A 15,811-nucleotide genomic window follows, 5' to 3' on the forward strand; every position below is an offset into this window, starting at 1 on the left:
GTTTCCCGGTTTCGCCAAGTCCCGAGGCTCCGCAAGCTCTGGTGCGGCCGGGACCGCCTTGCCCCGTCCTGCGGCATGCCGCCGGGCGGGGCCTTTTCTGTTGTGCCGGAACGGGCCTGGCCGGCGGCGGCGCTAGAGCGCGCCGCGCGGCATCGGCAGCTCGCCGCGGTTATAGGGCTGCCAATCGGTGATCTCGGGATAGAACTGCCGCCGCCAGGCCCGGACGCGGGGGTTCATCCGCCGCCGCCACAAGGGCGGAACCATGGCCAGGAAGGTCATGGCCGGATAGCCCATCGGCAATTGCGGCGCCTCGTCCTCGCTGTAGTTTTGCAGCAGAGGAAAGCGGCGGTCGGGCTTGTAGTGATGGTCGGAATGGCGCTGCAGGTTGATGAGCAGCCAGTTCGTTGCCGTGTGCGCGCTGTTCCAGCTGTGGCGCGGCAGCACATGTTCATAGCGGCCCTCGCCCAGGTATTTGCGCGTCAGCCCGTAATGTTCGACGTAATTGGTCAGCTCAAGTTGCCAGATGGCGATGAAGGCCTGCCAGAGGAACAGCAGAACCCCCTGCCAGCCGCCAAGCGCCGCCGCCAGCGCCAGCATCGCCAGTTGCAGCGCAGCGTAGCGCCAGAACGGGTTGCGGCGGTCGAATTTCGACCGGCCGGCTCGGGTCAGCCGCCGCGCCTCGGCCGCCCATGCGCTTTTCGGGCATTGGGCCAGAACGCGCAGGAAGAAGCGGAAGAACCCCTCGTTATAACGGGCCGAGACCGCGTCGCGCGGCGTCGCCACCCAGGAGTGATGCACCAGCAGGTGTTCGGTGCGGAAATGCGAATAAAGCGTCGAGGCCAGAAGCAGGTCGCCCATCCAGCGTTCCAGCCGGTTCTTCTGGTGCAGCAATTCATGGGAATAGACGATGCCGATGGTGCCCGAGGCCACGCCGACCCCGAAGAACAGCCCCAGTTTTTCCCAGCCGGCGAGGTCGCTGCGCGTGACATGCCAGATGGCGCCGAAGATCATCGCCGCCTGGATCGGGAACCAGATGATCGTGATGGCGCGATACCAGAACAATTGCGCCTCGGGGGTTTCGGTGTCGGGGTTTTCCTCGTTCGGGCCCAGGATCGCGTCCAGCAAGGTCATCAGATACCAAGCATAGACCGGCATCAGCAAAAACCACCAGCTGCCGAAACGCGCGGCAATGAGGAAAAGGGGAACCATGCCCAGCGAAAGCCAGAAGGGCAGGGCGTCGATCAGACGGGAACGAAAAGCGGTTTGCATGGGTGGCAACGAAATGGATCAAACTTGATGCGGGCGTGAGCAGCCGGAAAAATGCATGTCGCGGGCAAGGCTGTGGCGGGTTTCACCATGCCTTGCCACGGCGACCGGTTGTCGCAGATCCGGTTGCGGCTTCGGGGCGGGCAAGCGCCCAGGCCTTGCGCATCAGCCCCGGAAGGGCGGCAGGTCTGAACTCGCTGAACGGCGCCAGACTGCCGCGCAGCGGCGCCGCGGTCAAGGGGGCGGACATCACCGTCAGGTCCAGCGCGAAATGGGTGAAGACATGGCGGACGAGCCCGATCTCCTGCCAGTCCGCCGGCGCGGGTGGCGGCAGGTCCGAGCCGTCCCAGCCGGTCGAGGGAAAGGCCAGCGTGCCGCCCAGAAGGCCCTTGTCCGGCCGGGTCTCGACCAGGACCGCATTTTCGGCAAAGCCGATCCAGACGATGCCGCGGCGCAGGGGCTTGGGCTTTTTCGGCGCCTTGCGCGGCAGGTCGGCGGCGATGCCCTGCGCGCGGGCCGCGCAATGGGGGAAGATCGGGCAGATGCCGCAGGCCGGGCTGCGCGGCGTGCAGATCGTCGCGCCCAGGTCCATCATGGCCTGGGCGAAATCGCCCGGCCGTTCGGGCGGGGTCAGGCCGGTGGCCAGCGCCACCAGTTCCGGCTTGGCGGCGGGCAGCGGGGTCTCGACCGCGAAAAGCCGCGCGACCACGCGCTCGACATTGCCGTCCACCACCGTCTCGGGGCGGTCGAAGGCGATGGCGGCGATTGCGGCCGAGGTATAGGCGCCGATGCCGGGCAGGGCCGCCAGCCCTTCGCGCGTGTCGGGAAACCCGCCCATGGCCGCGACTGCGCGGGCGCAGGCGACCAGGTTGCGGGCGCGGGCGTAATAGCCGAGCCCGGCCCATTCCGCCATGACCTGCGCATCCTCGGCCGCGGCAAGGTCGTGGACCGTGGGCCAGAGGCTGGTGAAACGCTCGAAATAGGCTTTCACCGCGGCGACGGTGGTCTGTTGCAGCATGACCTCGGACAGCCAGACGCGATAGGGATCGGCCGGGCCGCGACCGGGCGGCACGCGCCATGGCAGCACGCGGGCATGGCGGTCGTACCATGCCAGCAGCTCGGTCGGGATCACCCTGGGGTCACGCAATTTTCAGCCTCGTCTCTCTGGTATCCGGGCGCGCGGCGGTCCAGACTGCGCGCCAGATAAACCATATGGTCGCCCGATGGCCCAGAAGAAACCCGAAACCCAGCCCCGCCGCCGGATGCGCGGCTTCGAGACCGCGGCCCAGCTGGTCGCGCATCGGGTCAAGGCGGCGGGCGAAGGCCGGGGCTTTGCCATCGCCCGGCTGCTGACCCATTGGCCCGAGGTGGTCGGCCCCGAGCTTGCCGCCCATGCCCGCCCGGTCAGGATCAGCCACGGCAAGGGTTTCGGCGCCACGCTGACCCTGTTGGTGCCGGGGGCGCAGGCGCCCTTGGTCGCCATGCAGCTGGAACAGATCCGCGCGCGGGTGAATGCCTGTTACGGCTTCAACGCCGTCTCGCGCGTCGTGCTGACCCAGACCGCGCCTGTCGGCTTTGGCGAAGGGGCGGGGGGCTTTGCCGAGGGGCAGGCGGGGTTCCTGGCCGCGCCGCGCCGCGCGGCCGCGCCCGGTCCGCAAGACATCGCCCAGGCCGAGGCCATCGCCTCGGGCTTCGACAATCCGGCGCTGTCCGCCGCCATGCGGCGGCTGGCGCTGAACATCCTGTCCCGCCGGGACGCCAACGACCGAAAGGCCAATCCATGATGCTGCTTCGCCGTTCCCTGATCGCCGCCGCCACGGCCGCGCTGACCCTTTCCGCGCTGCCCGCGATGGCGCAAGAGGCGAAACCTGCCGACAATGCCGCCGAGCAGATGCCCGAGGGCAAGGTTCTGCCCGACATCGCCCTGGGCCAGGCCGATGCGCCGGTCACGATCATCGAATATGCCAGCTTCACCTGCAGCCATTGCGCGGTTTTTCATGACGAGAACCTGCCCAGGCTGAAAGCGGAATATGTCGATACCGGCAAGGTGCGCTTCATCCAGCGCGACGTCTATTTCGATGCCGTCGGGCTTTGGGCCGGCATCCTCGCCCGCTGCGGCGGCGACGAGAAATACTACGCCGTCTCGGACCTGATCTTCGGCGACCAGAAGAACTGGCTGAACGCCAAATCGGGCGACGAGATCGCGGCGAACCTGCGCAAGATCGGGGCCAAGGCCGGCATGACGACCGAGCAGATGGATGCCTGCTGGAACGACAAGCAGAAGGTCGCGGACCTGGTCACCACCTTCCAGACCCATGCCACCGCCGACCAGATCGAGGGCACGCCGACCTTCATCATTGCCGGCGAAAAGGTGCAGAACCAGCCCTGGGCGGAGCTGAAGAAGATCATCGACGCCAAGCTGGCCGAGAAGGGCTGACCGCCGCTCCGGTGGCGCGGCCGCCGGGGTATTTGGAAAACGGTGAAGGCGGAAGGCCCCGGACCTGCTCCGGGGCCTTTCACAATCCCAGCGCGGCCAGCCGGTCGGCGAGCGGCGCCGGGTCGTCCAGTTGCAGCCGCACCGGCAGGGCCAGCACCTTGGGCCGGAAGCTGCGCGGCAGCCGCACGGCATCCTTTTCCGTCGTCACCATCTGCGCGCCGACCAGCCGCGATTCGGCCTCGAGCCGGGTCAAAAGCTGCGGGGTGAAGGGCTGGTGGTCCTCCAGCGCCTCGGCGCGCACCACCTCGGCGCCAAGGCCGCGCAGGGTGGCGAAGAATTTCTCGGGATGGCCGATGCCGGCAAAGGCCAGCACGCGCTGGCCCTGCCAGTCCATGCCGGTCTGCAGGGGCGCCAGCCGCCCGGTCAGGTGCGGCAGGGGCAAATGCGCGCCCCAGGCGGCGGCGAAGCGTTCCTGGGCCGGCGGCTCGCCGATCGAAAGCAGCAGGTCGGCGCGGGCCAGGCCGCGATCCACCGGCTCGCGCAGCGGCCCTGCGGGCAGGCAAAGCCCGTTGCCGAAACCCTTGGCCGCATCGACCACCACCAGCGCCAGGTCATGCGCCAGGGCCGGATCCTGGAAACCGTCGTCAAGCAGGATCGCCTGCGCCCCGGCTGCGATTGCCGCCCGTGCGCCCGCCTGCCGGTCGTCCGCGACCCAGACCGGGGCAAAGGCCGCCATCAGCAGCGGCTCGTCGCCGACCTGGGCCGCCTTGTGGCGCGCCTCCTCGACCCGCAGCGGTCCCTTTTCGCGGCCGCCATAGCCGCGCGAGACCACATGCACCGCCACGCCCCGGCCCTGCAAGAACTGGGCCAGCATGATGGCGGTGGGCGTCTTGCCGGTGCCGCCGGCGTTCAGGTTGCCGATGCAGATCACCGGCACGCCCGGTCGCATCCGGGGGCCGCGCGCCAGGCGGCGGGCGGTAGCCTGGGCGTAAAGCGCACCCAGCGGCGCCAGCAGGCGGGCCCGCAGCCCCGGCTGCCGGAACCAGAAATCGGGGGCGCGGCGGCTCATTGCGGGTTCTCCATGGCCTCGATGACCGTATCGGCGATGCGGCCCAGCACGGCGGCGCCGCCGGTGCTGACCGACCAGGCATTGCCGGCCAGCACCGCTGCCTGGTCCGGCGCCGACAGGTCCGCGACCGCGCGCGTCAGCCCCGCCGCCTCGGTCACCAGCCGCGCGGCCGCGGCTCCGTCGAGCTGTACCCATTCCGGCCCATGCGCCTCGGTCAGCGGGCCGTGGATGATGGCCGAGCCAAGTGCCGCCGGCTCGAACGGGTGGCGCGGCGCCAGGCCCGGACCGGGCAGAAGCGTGCCGCCCATGAAGCAGACCGGCGCCAGCCGGTACCACAGCCCCATTTCCTGCGTGTCCTCGGCGATCAGCAGGTGATCGTCCGGCGAGGGGTCTTCGTCGTCCGAGCGCAGCACCGCGGCCAGGCCGAGCGCCTCGACCTCGGCCCGGACCTGGGGGATCGTCCCGGCCGGCAGCCCGGCCAGGATCAGCAAGGCGCGGTGATTGTGATGCAGCGCGGCCTGATGGGCGGCCAGCGCCGCCCTGGCCTCGGGCAGGGTGGGACAGGCCGCCAGCCAGACATGCCGGCCGGCAAGGATCTGGGCCAGGGCGCGCCGCTCTGCCTCGTTGGCGGCCAGGGGCGGCCGGGTCTCGGTGATCGGGCCGGTCAGCTCGATCCGGGCGGGCGGGGCGCCCATCTGCCGGGCGGCGGCGGCGGCGGTCGCGTCCGGGGCGAGGATGCGGGCGATCTTGCCCATCAGCCCGCGATCGACCGCGCCGCGCCAGGTTCCGCGCCGGGCATGGGCCGCCAGCCGCGCCTCGCACAGGATGACTGGCAGGCGCTGCTCGGCCGCGCCCGAGATCAGCGAGGCCGGAAGCTGGTCGCCCAGGACCAGCAGCACCCGCGGTTGCAGCGCCCGGATCATCTCGCGCACCGAGGCCGGATCGCGCGGCCGCGGCAGGAAGACGGCGCGCAGCCCGGCAGGCAAGGCGTCGGGGGCCAAGGGCGCGCCCAGAAAGGCAAAGCGCAGCCCCGGTCGCCGCGCCAGGAGCGCCCTGACCAGCGCGCCCGGCTGCGGCGGTTCTTCGGCCTGTTCGGCAAGATGCACCACGACCAGCGGCCCTTCGCCCGGCGGGGCATCGACGGGCTCGACCGGGCCGCCGGCCAGCGCCGCGCGGCGGCGCAGGTGCAGCCAGAGCGCCAGGGACGCGGTGGCATCGGCGGGCGGCATCGCGATTCGCGGGCGCCTAGCTGCCCAGTTCCTCGGTCGGGCTGACCTCGCGCTCCTCGTCGCGAAGCCGGTGCAGGTGGGCGATGAAATAGCGGGTATGGGCGCTGTCCACGGTGCGCTGCGCCTCGGCCTTCCAGGCGGCATGGGCCTGGGCGTAGTTCGGAAAGATGCCGACGATATGGATGTCCTTGGTGTCGCGGAACTCGGTGCGGGTGGGGTCGACAAGTTCACCGCCGAAAACGAGGTGGAGGCGCTGTGCCATCATGTTCTCCTGGGTTCGGATTCCGCCGCGAACCTATCCGAGCCGGGCAGGGGAACCAAGGCGATTTGTTTAAAATCGCCCGCGCTTGGCGTTTGCTGCGAAAGCGGCGCCGGATTAGGCATCTTGCGGTGCAAGCCGCACCCCCGGATGGGCCCGAGCGTGGTGGTCAGGGCTGTTCGGGCGGCAGGGAAAGGCGAACCGGTGCGCCTTTCCCTGCTTCTTTTTCGGATTGCGGGGCAGGGGGCGGCTGGTGCTTGCAACGAATATGCCGCCGGCAGGGCTGGAAGGGATTGGCGGTGCGGATGGGTCGATGGCAGGTCGCAGGACCACGAGGGGGGGGATATGGTGCGGGCGGCGGGACTCGAACCCGCACAGGCTTGCGCCCCAGGGAGTTTAAGTCCCATGCGTCTACCATTCCGCCACGCCCGCGCCGGGCATTGGCTAGCGGGCGGGCGGGGGATTGGCAAGCCTCGGTCGCCGCTGGTGCCGCAGGGCGCGGGCTCAGAAGCTGCGGGTCGGCCGGTCGAAGACCTTGCGCCCCATCAGCGAGCCGACCAGATCCACCATCAGCTTGGCGGTGCGGCCGCGCTCGTCCAGGAACGGGTTCAGCTCGACCAGGTCGAGCGAGGTCATCAGCCCGCTTTCGTGCAGCAGTTCGCAGACCAGATGCGCCTCGCGGAAGGTGGCGCCGCCGGGGACGGTGGTACCGACGGCCGGCGCGATCGAGGGGTCGAGGAAATCCACGTCCAGGCTGACATGCAGCATGCCGCTCTCGGCCCGGACCCGGTCCAGGAATTCGCGCAGGGGTGCGATGATGCCGCGTTCGTCGAGCACGCGCATGTCGTTTACCACGATCTCGGTCTCGCGCAGCGCGGCCAGTTCGGGGCCGTCCACGCTGCGGATGCCGAACATGCAGATGTTGCGGCCCGGGATCGGCGCCGGAAAGGCGGGGAACGGTTCGAATCCCGGCCGCCCCGAGGCATAGGCCAGCGGCGTGCCGTGCAGGTTGCCCGAGCCCGTGGTCTCAATGGTATGAAAATCGCTATGCGCGTCCAGCCACAGCACGAATTGCGGCCGTCCCGCCGCGCGGGCATGGGCCGCCACCCCGGCGAGGGTGCCAAGCGCCAGCGCGTGGTCGCCGCCCAGGAAGATCGGCATCCCCTCTTCCATCGCGGCGCAGCCGGCGGCACGCAGCGCCTCGGTCCAGGCGACGATCTCGGGCAGGTGATGGACGGCGGGGTTGGCGCAGGTCTGGCCGCGGCCGGCGGCGGGGCGCAGGTCGCCGCGATCCTCGACCGTATGGCCCAGCTCGGCAAGCGTCGAGGCCAGCCCCGCCACGCGATAGGCGGCCGGACCCATCAGGCAGCCGGGCCGCCGCTGCCCCTCGTCCACCGGGGCGCCGATCAGGATGCAATGGGTCATGCGCGTTCCTTCCTGTCTCCTGCCTTCCGAAAAGAACATGCCCGGCGGTGGAAAGTCCACAGCCGGGCAGGCAGGCGTTTCGGGAAAAAAGGGACGCCTAGAAGTTCGCCGTCACGCCCAGCCAGAGGCGGCGGCCCTCCTGGACGGTGTTGAACTCGGCCTCGCGAACCTCTTCGTTGAAGACGTTGTAGACGGCCGCGTTTAGGGTCGCCATCTCGTTGATTCTGTAGTTCGCGCCGATGTCGACCGTGGTGTAGGGTGAATATTTGCGCCCGGTCTGGCCGTTGATCTCGACTTCGCGGCCGTTGCTGCCGATGCGCAGACCCGAGGCGATTTCCGAACCGTGATAGTTCGCCGACAGCCAGCTATCCAACCCTTCCACCGGGGTCATCCAGTCAAAACGCAGGCTGGCCATGTGTTCCGGCGTGCGCGCCAGCGGGAAGCCTGCAAATTCGCCGGTCTTCTGCTCGGACTTCGTGTAGGTATAGGAGGCGCGCGCCGACAGGGTCGGGGTGATGTCCCAATCGCCTGCCAGTTCCAGGCCGCTGATCTCGGCCTCATCGACGTTGAAGTTCTGGATAACGCGGCGGTAATACAGCTCGCCGTCAGTCCCGAGATACTGCGGTCCCCCAGTCCAGTATCCGTCTTCAATGCCATTGGCCGGGTCGTTGTCGCCGACACCCAGGCTTTTTTGCTGAAGCTTGTTGTCGAACTTCGTATGGAAGGCCGTGGCGCTCAGGGTGAAGGCGTCGGCCTCATAGACGGTGGACAGCTCGAAGTTCAGGGTTTCTTCCGGCTTCAGGTTCGGGTTGCCCAGGATGACGGCGCAGGAAGGCGGCGTGTTGCTGGCGCAGCCGGCGCCGCCGCTGGTATAGGCGTAACCAGGAATGATCGAACGCAGCTCGGGCGTCTTGTAGCCGGTCGAGATGCCGCCCTTCACGGTCAGGTTCTCGGTCGCGTTCCAGACCCCGTAGATACGGGGTGCGACATGGCCGCCATAGAATTCGTTGTCGGTATAGCGCAGCCCCAGGGTCAGGGCGAAATCGTCGCGCAGACGCCATTCGTCCTCGACATAAAGTGACCATTCGTCGCCCTGGAACTTCTCGTCACGGGGATCCTCGCCCGGAGCCACGGCGCCGGGGTTCTGGTCGGTGATTTCGGTGCGGATGAATTGCCCGCCAACGGTCAGCCGGTGTTCGCCGTTCCAGGACAGGGTCCGGGTCGCTTTGCCGTCCAGGACCGAGTTGCGTACTTCCGGCGAGCGCAGGTTCTCGACGAAATCGGCGCCGGCCGCAGTCCTGCTGTAGGAGGTGCGTTCGCCGGTTTCCTGCGAGAAGCTGAGCTCGGTATCCAGATCCGCAAAGCTGCCCTTGTGGGTCAGCGACCAGTGGTCGCGGTCATGGTCGCGATAACCCAGGTCGCCATAATCCTCGGCGGTGATCTGGGTGCGGCCGGCCTCCAGCAGCACCTGGTTCTGGTCATCTACGTGCCAGGTCAGCCGCGCGCCCAGGTCGTAATCGTCCGATCCGCCGGGACCACCCGAAATCGACGAGGCGTCCTGGTCGAGCTTGCGACCCCAGACTTGCAGGCCCAGCACGTCGGCGACCAGCGGGCCCGAGGCGTAGAACGAGGTCTGCCGGCTGTTTTCGAAGCCTTCCTCGTCCTGGACGACCGTCTCGACCGAGACTGAGCCGGTCCAAGTGTCGGCGACCGGCTTGGTGATAATGTTGATCACGCCGCCCATGGCATCCGAGCCGTAAAGCGAGGACATCGGCCCGCGCACGACCTCGATCCGGTCGATGGCGGCGATCGGCGGGATGAAGCTTGCTCATAGCCGGCATTGCCGTTTACACGCGAATCGCGGGTGCTCTGGCGTTTGCCGTCCACCAGGATCAGCGTGTATTGCCCCGGCAGGCCGCGGATGAAGATGTCCGATTCATTGGCGGTGCCGGTGGTGACGACGCCTTGCACCTCTTTCAGCGCATCGGTCAGGCTGGTGAAATTGCCCTTTTGCAGTTCCTCGGCGGTGATGACCGAGATGCTGGCGGGCGCTTCCTTGATGTTCTGTTCGAACCCGGCGGCGGTGATGACGATGTTGTCCAGGACGACTACATCGGCATCTTCCGCTTGCGCCAGGGCCATCGCAGGCACGCAAAGCGCCGTCAGCGACAGCAGGGCCGCGCGCATGTTGCGGCTACCGCAGGCGCGGGCTGGGGGAAATACGGGAAAGGACGGCATCGACACCTCTCGACAACAGGAACAGGTTTTTGCCTGGGCCGAGAGGGCGAGAGGGGAATGCCGTGACCTGGGTAGCTGCCGGCGGTTAATCAGCCACCCTTTCCCAGGACAAGGGACCATCCCGCCCAGGAAGGACTCTGTGGCGCGAATGCCACAGAATCGCGTCGCCTTGCCGCAAGGCGTGGAGCAAGGTCAGCCGCGGATGCCCTTGAAGCGGTCCTGCCATTCGTCGCGTTGCTCGTCGCTGATCTTGGCGAACAGAACATCGGGCACGGTGAAGGCATGGCCGGCGGGCAGGGCCTCCAGCGCGGCACGGACATCGTCGGGCCAGATGCGGTCCTGGGTCCGCATCGCCGCCAGCATCGCATCGGCCGCAAAGGGGATGAAGGGCGCCGACAGCACCGCGTAAAGCCGGATCAGGTTCAGCCCCAGCCGCACCTGCATCGCCGCGCGGTCCGGGTCGGTCTTGAAGGTCGACCAGGGTGCCGCCGATTGCAGGTATTCGTTGCCGAGCACCCAGATCGCGCGCAGCTCGGCGGCCGCCTTGCGGATCTCGATATGGTCCATGAAGCCTTCATAGGCGCGGATGCGGGCGGTCAACGCCTCGACCAGCGCCTCTTCCTCGGGGCCGTAGCTGCCGCCCTCGGGGATGGTCTCGCCGAATTTCGAGCGGCAGAACTTGGTGATGCGGCTGACGAAATTGCCCAGTACGTCGGCCAGATCCTTGTTCACCGATTGCTGGAAATTCTCCCAGGTGAACTCGCTGTCGCCCGATTCGGGGGCGTGAGAGAGCAGCCACCAGCGCCAGTAATCGGCGGGCAGGATCGACAGCGCCTGGTCCATGAACACGCCGCGTCCCTGGCTGGTCGAAAACTGGCCGCCGTCATAGGTCAGGTAGTTGAATGACTTGATGTAGTCGACCAGCTTCCAGGGCTCGCCCGAGCCGATGATCGTGGCCGGGAAGCTCAGCGTGTGGAAAGGCACGTTGTCCTTGCCCATGAACTGCGTATAGGTAACGTCCCCGGCACCCTCGTCGAGCCGCCACCAGCGGCGCCAGGCGCTGTCGGGCTCGCCGCGCTTGTCGGCGCCCTCGGCGGTGGCAGCGATATATTCGATGGGCGCGTCGAACCAGACGTAGAAGACCTTGCCCTCCATTCCCGGCCAGGGCTGGTCGCCCTTCTTCACCGGGATGCCCCAGTCGAGGTCGCGGGTGATGCCGCGATCCTGCAAGCCGTCGCCGTCGTTGAGCCATTTCCGCGCGATCGAGGTGGTCAGGATCGGCCAGTCGGTCTTGCTGTCGATCCAGGCGGCGATCTGGTCCTTCAGCGCGCGCTGGCGCAGGTAGAGATGCTTGGTCGCCCGCACCTCAAGGTTGGTCGAGCCGGAAATCGCCGAGCGCGGCTCGATCAGGTCGGTCGGATCGAGCTGCTTGGTGCAGTTCTCGCACTGGTCGCCGCGCGCCTTGTCATAGCCGCAGTTGGGACAGGTGCCCTCGATATAGCGGTCGGGCAGGAAGCGGCCGTCGTCGATGGAATAGACCTGCCGCTCCTCGACCTCGGCGATATAGCCGTTCTCGTCCAGCTTGCCGGCGAAATGCTGGGTCAGCACATGGTTGCGTTCCGAGGACGAGCGGCCGAAATGGTCGAAGGACAGGCCGAAATTGCGCGCGATTTCCGCCTGGATCTCGTGCATCTCGGCGCAATAGACGGCTATCGGCTTACCGGCCTTGGCGGCGGCAAGCTCGGCCGGGGTGCCGTGTTCGTCGGTGGCGCAGATGAACATCACCTCGTGGTCGCGGCCGCGCAGGTAGCGGGCATAGAGATCCGCCGGAAGCTGAGAGCCGACAAGATTGCCGAGGTGCTTGATCCCGTTGATATAAGGGATCGCCGAGGTGATGAGATGCCGCGCCATGATCCGGTCCTATTATTCTCTGGCGCTTCTTTATCCAGCACCGGCGGCGAAGGCCAGCGGTTCGCACGGTTTTCGCCGCGGGCCGGGCCGCCGGGTCAGCAGGGGGCGTCCCGGCAGGCCAGCGCCTTGCGGATGACATCGGGCACGCTGGCGCTGAGCGGCAGGCGGCCGGCCAGGATGTCCGCAACCGCCACCCAGCGCGCGTCCAGCGCATCGTCCGCCGCCACCGGCTCGCCCGCGACATGGTCGCAGAGCACCGCCGCCAGCAGGAAGTGAAAGCGCAGTGCGCCGTCCGCGCCGCGCTCGATCACGTCGATATTGTCCAGATAGGCGCGGGGCCGGCCGGTGATGCCGGTTTCCTCGGCCAGTTCGCGGGCGGCGGCGGCCAGCGCGGTCTCGCCCGGCTCGACATGGCCGCCGGGAAAGCCCCAAAGCCCGGCATCGGGCGGATTGCGGCGGCGCACCAGCAGCGCGCGGGCCGCGTCGCCGCAGCCGTCCAGCGTGACGGCCAGCGCGGCGAGCCGGGGAAAATCGGGCACCTAGCGCCTGCGGTCGCGGCGCGAGCTCATCGGCTGGAAGGCCACGCCGACATGCGCCTCGCAATAGGGCTTGCCGGGCATCGAGGGCAGGCCGCAGAACCAGAACTTGTCGGTCGCCGGGTCGCCGATCGGCCATTTGCAGGTGCGCTCGGTCAGTTCCATCAGCGTCAGCTTGCGGGCGCGCTTCTCGACCTCGCGGACCGAGGCCAGCGCCTCGGGGCTGATCTCGTTGGCCGAGGGCTGGGGCGGCAGCGGCTGGCCGGCCGGCACGATGGGCCGGCGATTGAAGCTGGCCGGCTGCGGCGCGGGTTCGGGCGCCGGCGCGGGGGCGGCCGCAGCGGCGGGCTTGGGCTCGGGCGCCGGGGCCGGCTCGGGGGCGGGCTTGGGCTCGGGCGCGGGGGGGGCCGCGGTGACGGCGGGCTTGGCGACGGGTTCGGGTGCCGGATCGGCGCCTTCCTCGGCGCGATTCGACAGGCCCAGGCGATGCACCTTGCCGATCACCGCGTTGCGGGTCACGCCGCCCAGCTCCTTGGCGATCTGGCTGGCCGACTGGCCTTCGGCCCACATGCGTTTCAACGTCTCGACGCGCTCGTCGGTCCAGGACATGGCTTGCCTTTCCTGCGCCGGGATGCGTCCCGGCGCTCTTCGTGCTAGTGGCTTCAATTCCGCAAGACCCGGCCTTAAATCCGGGGATAGCCAGATTTACCCATCCGAGCCCGCAAATTCAAGGAGCCCCGATGCAGCCAGACCCGACCAGCCCCGGATTCCGCCAGATGGGTGTGCGCCGCTTTGGCCGGGTGAACTGGCTGGGCCTTTATACGCTCAGCCGGCGCGAGATCATGCGCTTCATGAGCGTCTGGCAGCAGACCATCTTTGCGCCGCTGATGACCTCGGCGCTGTTCGTGATCGTCTTTGCGCTGGCACTGGGGCAAAACCGCGGCGAAGTCATGGGCCTGCCCTACCTGGCGTTCCTCGGCCCCGGCATCCTGATGATGACGGTGATCCAGAACGCCTTCGCCAATACCTCCTCCAGCATCATCTCGGCCAAGATGCAGGGCAATATCGTCGATACGCTGATGCCGCCGCTCTCGGCGGGCGAGATCCTGGCCGGCTATCTGATCGGCGCCGTGGCGCGCGCGCTGATCGTCGCCGCCGCCATCGCCCTGGGCATGGCACTGGTCATCGGGCAGGGGGTGGCGCATCCCTTCTGGGCGCTGACCTTCGTCGTGCTGGGCGCGGCGCTGATGGGCGGGCTGGGGCTGCTGGCCGCCATCGTGGCGCAGAAATTCGACCAGATGGCGGTCATCACCAATTTCATCGTCACGCCGCTCTCGTTTCTGTCCGGCACCTTCTATTCGGTCGAGGCGCTGCCCGAGCCCTTCCGAGCATTGGCGCATTGGAACCCGATCTTCTACCTGATCGACGGCGCGCGCTACGGCATCGCCGGGGTTTCCGACGCGCCGGTGCTGCGCGGGCTGGCGGTCTGCGCGCTGACGGTGGCGCTGGTGCTGTTCACGGCCTGGCGCTGGCTGGCCTCGGGCTATCGGATGAAGCCCTGAAAACCCCGTTGCATGGGACACGCTTCCGCGCTATGCGACGAAGCATGATCACGCGGACCATCCAGATCGCCCGTCCCCGACGTTGACGCCCTCAACGTCCGATCCCGCCTGCCTTTCCGCCTTTCCGTCAGCCATGGTGCCGCCAAGCGGCCGTTCCCAGAGAGGGTAACTCCATGATTTCGCACGTCCTGCCGACCTATAACCGCGCGCCCATCGCCTTCGAGCGGGGCGAGGGCTCCTGGGCCATCGCGACGGACGGGACGCGATACCTGGACCTTGGCGCCGGTATCGCGGTGAACGCGCTGGGTCACGCCAACCCCGACTTGGTCGCCACACTGACCGAGCAGGCGAACCGCATCTGGCATGTCTCGAACCTCTACCAGATCCCCGAGCAGGAGAAGCTGGCGGACCTGCTGGTCGAGCATACCTTCGCCGATACCGCTTTCATCACCAATTCCGGCACCGAGGCGGCAGAGCTGGCGATCAAGATGGTGCGCAAGTACTGGCACGAGCAGGGCGATCCCGACCGCTACGAGATCCTGACCTTCGAGGGCGCCTTTCACGGCCGCTCGACCGGCGCCATCGCGGCGGCGGGTTCGGAAAAGATGGTCAAGGGCTTCGGCCCGCTGATGCCGGGCTTCCGCCAGCTGCCCTGGGGCGACATGGAGGCGCTGAAAGCCGCGATCTCGGACCGCACCGCCGCCGTCATGCTGGAGCCGGTGCAGGGCGAGGGCGGCATCCGCCCGCTGCCCGATGCCGACCTGCGCCTGATCCGCCAGCTTTGCGACCAGACCGGCGCGCTGCTGGTGCTGGATGAGGTGCAATCGGGCATGGGCCGCACCGGCAAGCTGTTCGCGCATGAATATGCCGGCATCACCCCCGACATCATGATGATCGCCAAGGGCATCGGCGGCGGCTTCCCGCTGGGCGCGGTGCTGGCGACGGAAAAGGCCGCCGCCGGCATGGCCGCGGGTACGCATGGCTCGACCTATGGCGGCAATCCGCTGGCCTGCGCGGTCGGCGCCAGGGTGATGCAGATCGTCGCGGCGCCCGAGTTCCTGGCCGAGGTGAATCGCAAGGCCGCGCTGTTTCGCCAGAAGCTCGAGGGGCTGGTGGCCGCGCATCCCGATGTCTTCGACTTCGTACGCGGACAGGGGCTGATGCTGGGCCTGAAATGCAAGGTCGCGCCGGGCGACCTGGTCAAGGCCGGCTACGGCGAGCATATCCTGACCGTGGCCGCGGCGGACGATACGCTGCGCCTGCTGCCGCCGCTGACCATCAGCGATGAGGAGATCGCCGAGGCGGTCGTCCGGCTGGACCGGGCGGCCGGAAGGATCGATGGATAGGTTCGGCTTCCGGCCGGTCACGCGCGCCGATCTGCCCATGCTGGCGGATTGGCTGCGCCAGCCCGAGGTCGCGCGCTGGTGGCGCGGGGCCGAGAAGGAGCTGGCCGGGATCGAGGAAGACCTGGACGAGCCGGCCATGCGGCAATGGCTGGCGCTGATGGACGGCGCGCCCATTGCCTATGCGCAGTTCTATCCGGCGCATCACTGGGGCGCGCCGCATTTCGCCGGCCTGCCGGCCGAGGCGCTGGCGATCGACTGTTTTTCCGGGCCCGGCGGCTTCGGCCATGGCGGGCTTTGGCTGCGCGCCCTGGCCGACACGCTGCTGGCCGAGGCGCCGGTCCTGGTCATCGACCCCGAGCCCGACAACCTGCGCGCCATTCGCGCCTATGAAAAGGCCGGCTTTCGCGGCGAGGAGCTGCGTCCCTCGGAGGATGGAACTCCGGCGCGCATCATGACGCGGCACCGATGAGGAGAGGCCGATTTCCGTCACGACGCGGGGCCTTTGGCCTTGACCTCCCCCAGGCAAAGCGGCT

Annotated in this window: 16 protein-coding genes and 1 tRNA gene; 5 read left to right on the forward strand and 12 right to left on the reverse strand. The window is 68.3% G+C overall.

What is annotated here, in order from left to right; genetic code table 11:
- Positions 1–132: 132 nt before the first annotated feature.
- On the reverse strand, positions 133–1,269 hold the full coding sequence (locus tag ACNKFW_RS04765) for an alkane 1-monooxygenase (RefSeq protein WP_147427728.1): 1,137 nt from the start codon (positions 1,267–1,269) through the stop codon (positions 133–135).
- An 82-nt stretch (positions 1,270–1,351) separates the two neighbouring features.
- The gene (locus tag ACNKFW_RS04770) at positions 1,352–2,413 is read right to left on the reverse strand and encodes an A/G-specific adenine glycosylase (protein ID WP_024845724.1); all 1,062 of its coding nucleotides are present in this window, start codon (positions 2,411–2,413) and stop codon (positions 1,352–1,354) included.
- Positions 2,414–2,489: 76 nt separating this feature from the next.
- Here ACNKFW_RS04770 and ACNKFW_RS04775 point away from each other — a divergent pair, with 76 nt between their 5' ends.
- A complete protein-coding gene (locus ACNKFW_RS04775) occupies positions 2,490–3,050 on the forward strand; it encodes a DUF721 domain-containing protein (RefSeq protein ID WP_024845723.1) in 561 nt (186 codons plus the stop codon).
- Positions 3,047–3,703, forward strand: a complete 657-nt coding sequence (locus ACNKFW_RS04780) for a DsbA family protein (protein ID WP_024845722.1) — start codon at positions 3,047–3,049, stop codon at positions 3,701–3,703. The genes ACNKFW_RS04775 and ACNKFW_RS04780 overlap by 4 nt, the downstream gene beginning before the upstream one ends.
- Positions 3,704–3,782: 79 nt before the next feature.
- Here ACNKFW_RS04780 and lpxK read toward each other — a convergent pair whose 3' ends face one another.
- The 10 genes from lpxK to ACNKFW_RS04830 form a co-directional block, all read right to left on the reverse strand.
- Complete coding sequence (lpxK, locus tag ACNKFW_RS04785; RefSeq protein ID WP_024845721.1) at positions 3,783–4,772, reverse strand: tetraacyldisaccharide 4'-kinase; 990 nt, start codon at positions 4,770–4,772, stop codon at positions 3,783–3,785.
- Positions 4,769–6,001: a 3-deoxy-D-manno-octulosonic acid transferase gene (locus ACNKFW_RS04790; protein ID WP_024845720.1), complete on the reverse strand. Its 1,233-nt coding sequence runs from the start codon at positions 5,999–6,001 to the stop codon at positions 4,769–4,771. Before ACNKFW_RS04790 ends, lpxK begins: the two co-directional genes overlap by 4 nt.
- 16 nt (positions 6,002–6,017) lie before the next feature.
- A complete protein-coding gene (locus ACNKFW_RS04795; RefSeq protein WP_024845719.1) occupies positions 6,018–6,263 on the reverse strand; it encodes a DUF4170 domain-containing protein in 246 nt (81 codons plus the stop codon).
- Positions 6,264–6,606: 343 nt separating this feature from the next.
- A tRNA-Leu gene (locus tag ACNKFW_RS04800) sits at positions 6,607–6,692 on the reverse strand.
- 72 nt (positions 6,693–6,764) lie between these two features.
- Positions 6,765–7,685 (reverse strand): arginase, encoded by a 921-nt coding sequence (rocF, locus tag ACNKFW_RS04805; RefSeq protein WP_024845718.1) that lies wholly within the window; start codon positions 7,683–7,685, stop codon positions 6,765–6,767.
- Positions 7,686–7,782: 97 nt separating this feature from the next.
- The gene (locus ACNKFW_RS04810) at positions 7,783–9,468 is read right to left on the reverse strand and encodes a TonB-dependent receptor domain-containing protein (protein ID WP_418024766.1); all 1,686 of its coding nucleotides are present in this window, start codon (positions 9,466–9,468) and stop codon (positions 7,783–7,785) included.
- Positions 9,417–9,872 carry a TonB-dependent receptor plug domain-containing protein gene (locus tag ACNKFW_RS04815; RefSeq protein ID WP_418024768.1) on the reverse strand — a complete coding sequence of 152 codons (456 nt, stop codon included), beginning with the start codon at positions 9,870–9,872 and terminating at the stop codon, positions 9,417–9,419. Before ACNKFW_RS04815 ends, ACNKFW_RS04810 begins: the two co-directional genes overlap by 52 nt.
- A 243-nt stretch (positions 9,873–10,115) precedes the next feature.
- Positions 10,116–11,834: a methionine--tRNA ligase gene (metG, locus tag ACNKFW_RS04820; protein WP_147427730.1), complete on the reverse strand. Its 1,719-nt coding sequence runs from the start codon at positions 11,832–11,834 to the stop codon at positions 10,116–10,118.
- 95 nt (positions 11,835–11,929) lie between these two features.
- A complete protein-coding gene (locus ACNKFW_RS04825; RefSeq protein ID WP_024845715.1) occupies positions 11,930–12,373 on the reverse strand; it encodes an NUDIX hydrolase in 444 nt (147 codons plus the stop codon).
- Positions 12,374–12,979 (reverse strand): GcrA family cell cycle regulator, encoded by a 606-nt coding sequence (locus ACNKFW_RS04830; protein WP_147427731.1) that lies wholly within the window; start codon positions 12,977–12,979, stop codon positions 12,374–12,376.
- Positions 12,980–13,110: 131 nt separating this feature from the next.
- Between ACNKFW_RS04830 and ACNKFW_RS04835 the strand changes: the two genes are divergently transcribed.
- The 3 genes from ACNKFW_RS04835 (at position 13,111) to ACNKFW_RS04845 (ending at position 15,747) form a co-directional block, all read left to right on the forward strand.
- Positions 13,111–13,932 (forward strand): ABC transporter permease, encoded by an 822-nt coding sequence (locus ACNKFW_RS04835; RefSeq protein WP_147427732.1) that lies wholly within the window; start codon positions 13,111–13,113, stop codon positions 13,930–13,932.
- Between the two features lie 173 nt (positions 13,933–14,105).
- On the forward strand, positions 14,106–15,278 hold the full coding sequence (locus tag ACNKFW_RS04840) for an aspartate aminotransferase family protein (protein ID WP_024845712.1): 1,173 nt from the start codon (positions 14,106–14,108) through the stop codon (positions 15,276–15,278).
- Complete coding sequence (locus ACNKFW_RS04845; protein ID WP_024845711.1) at positions 15,271–15,747, forward strand: GNAT family N-acetyltransferase; 477 nt, start codon at positions 15,271–15,273, stop codon at positions 15,745–15,747. The genes ACNKFW_RS04840 and ACNKFW_RS04845 overlap by 8 nt, the downstream gene beginning before the upstream one ends.
- The last annotated feature ends 64 nt before the right edge of the window (positions 15,748–15,811 follow it).

This window comes from Paracoccus sp. TD-10 (genome assembly GCF_048270675.1).
Classification (GTDB): Bacteria; Pseudomonadota; Alphaproteobacteria; order Rhodobacterales; family Rhodobacteraceae; genus Paracoccus; species Paracoccus pantotrophus.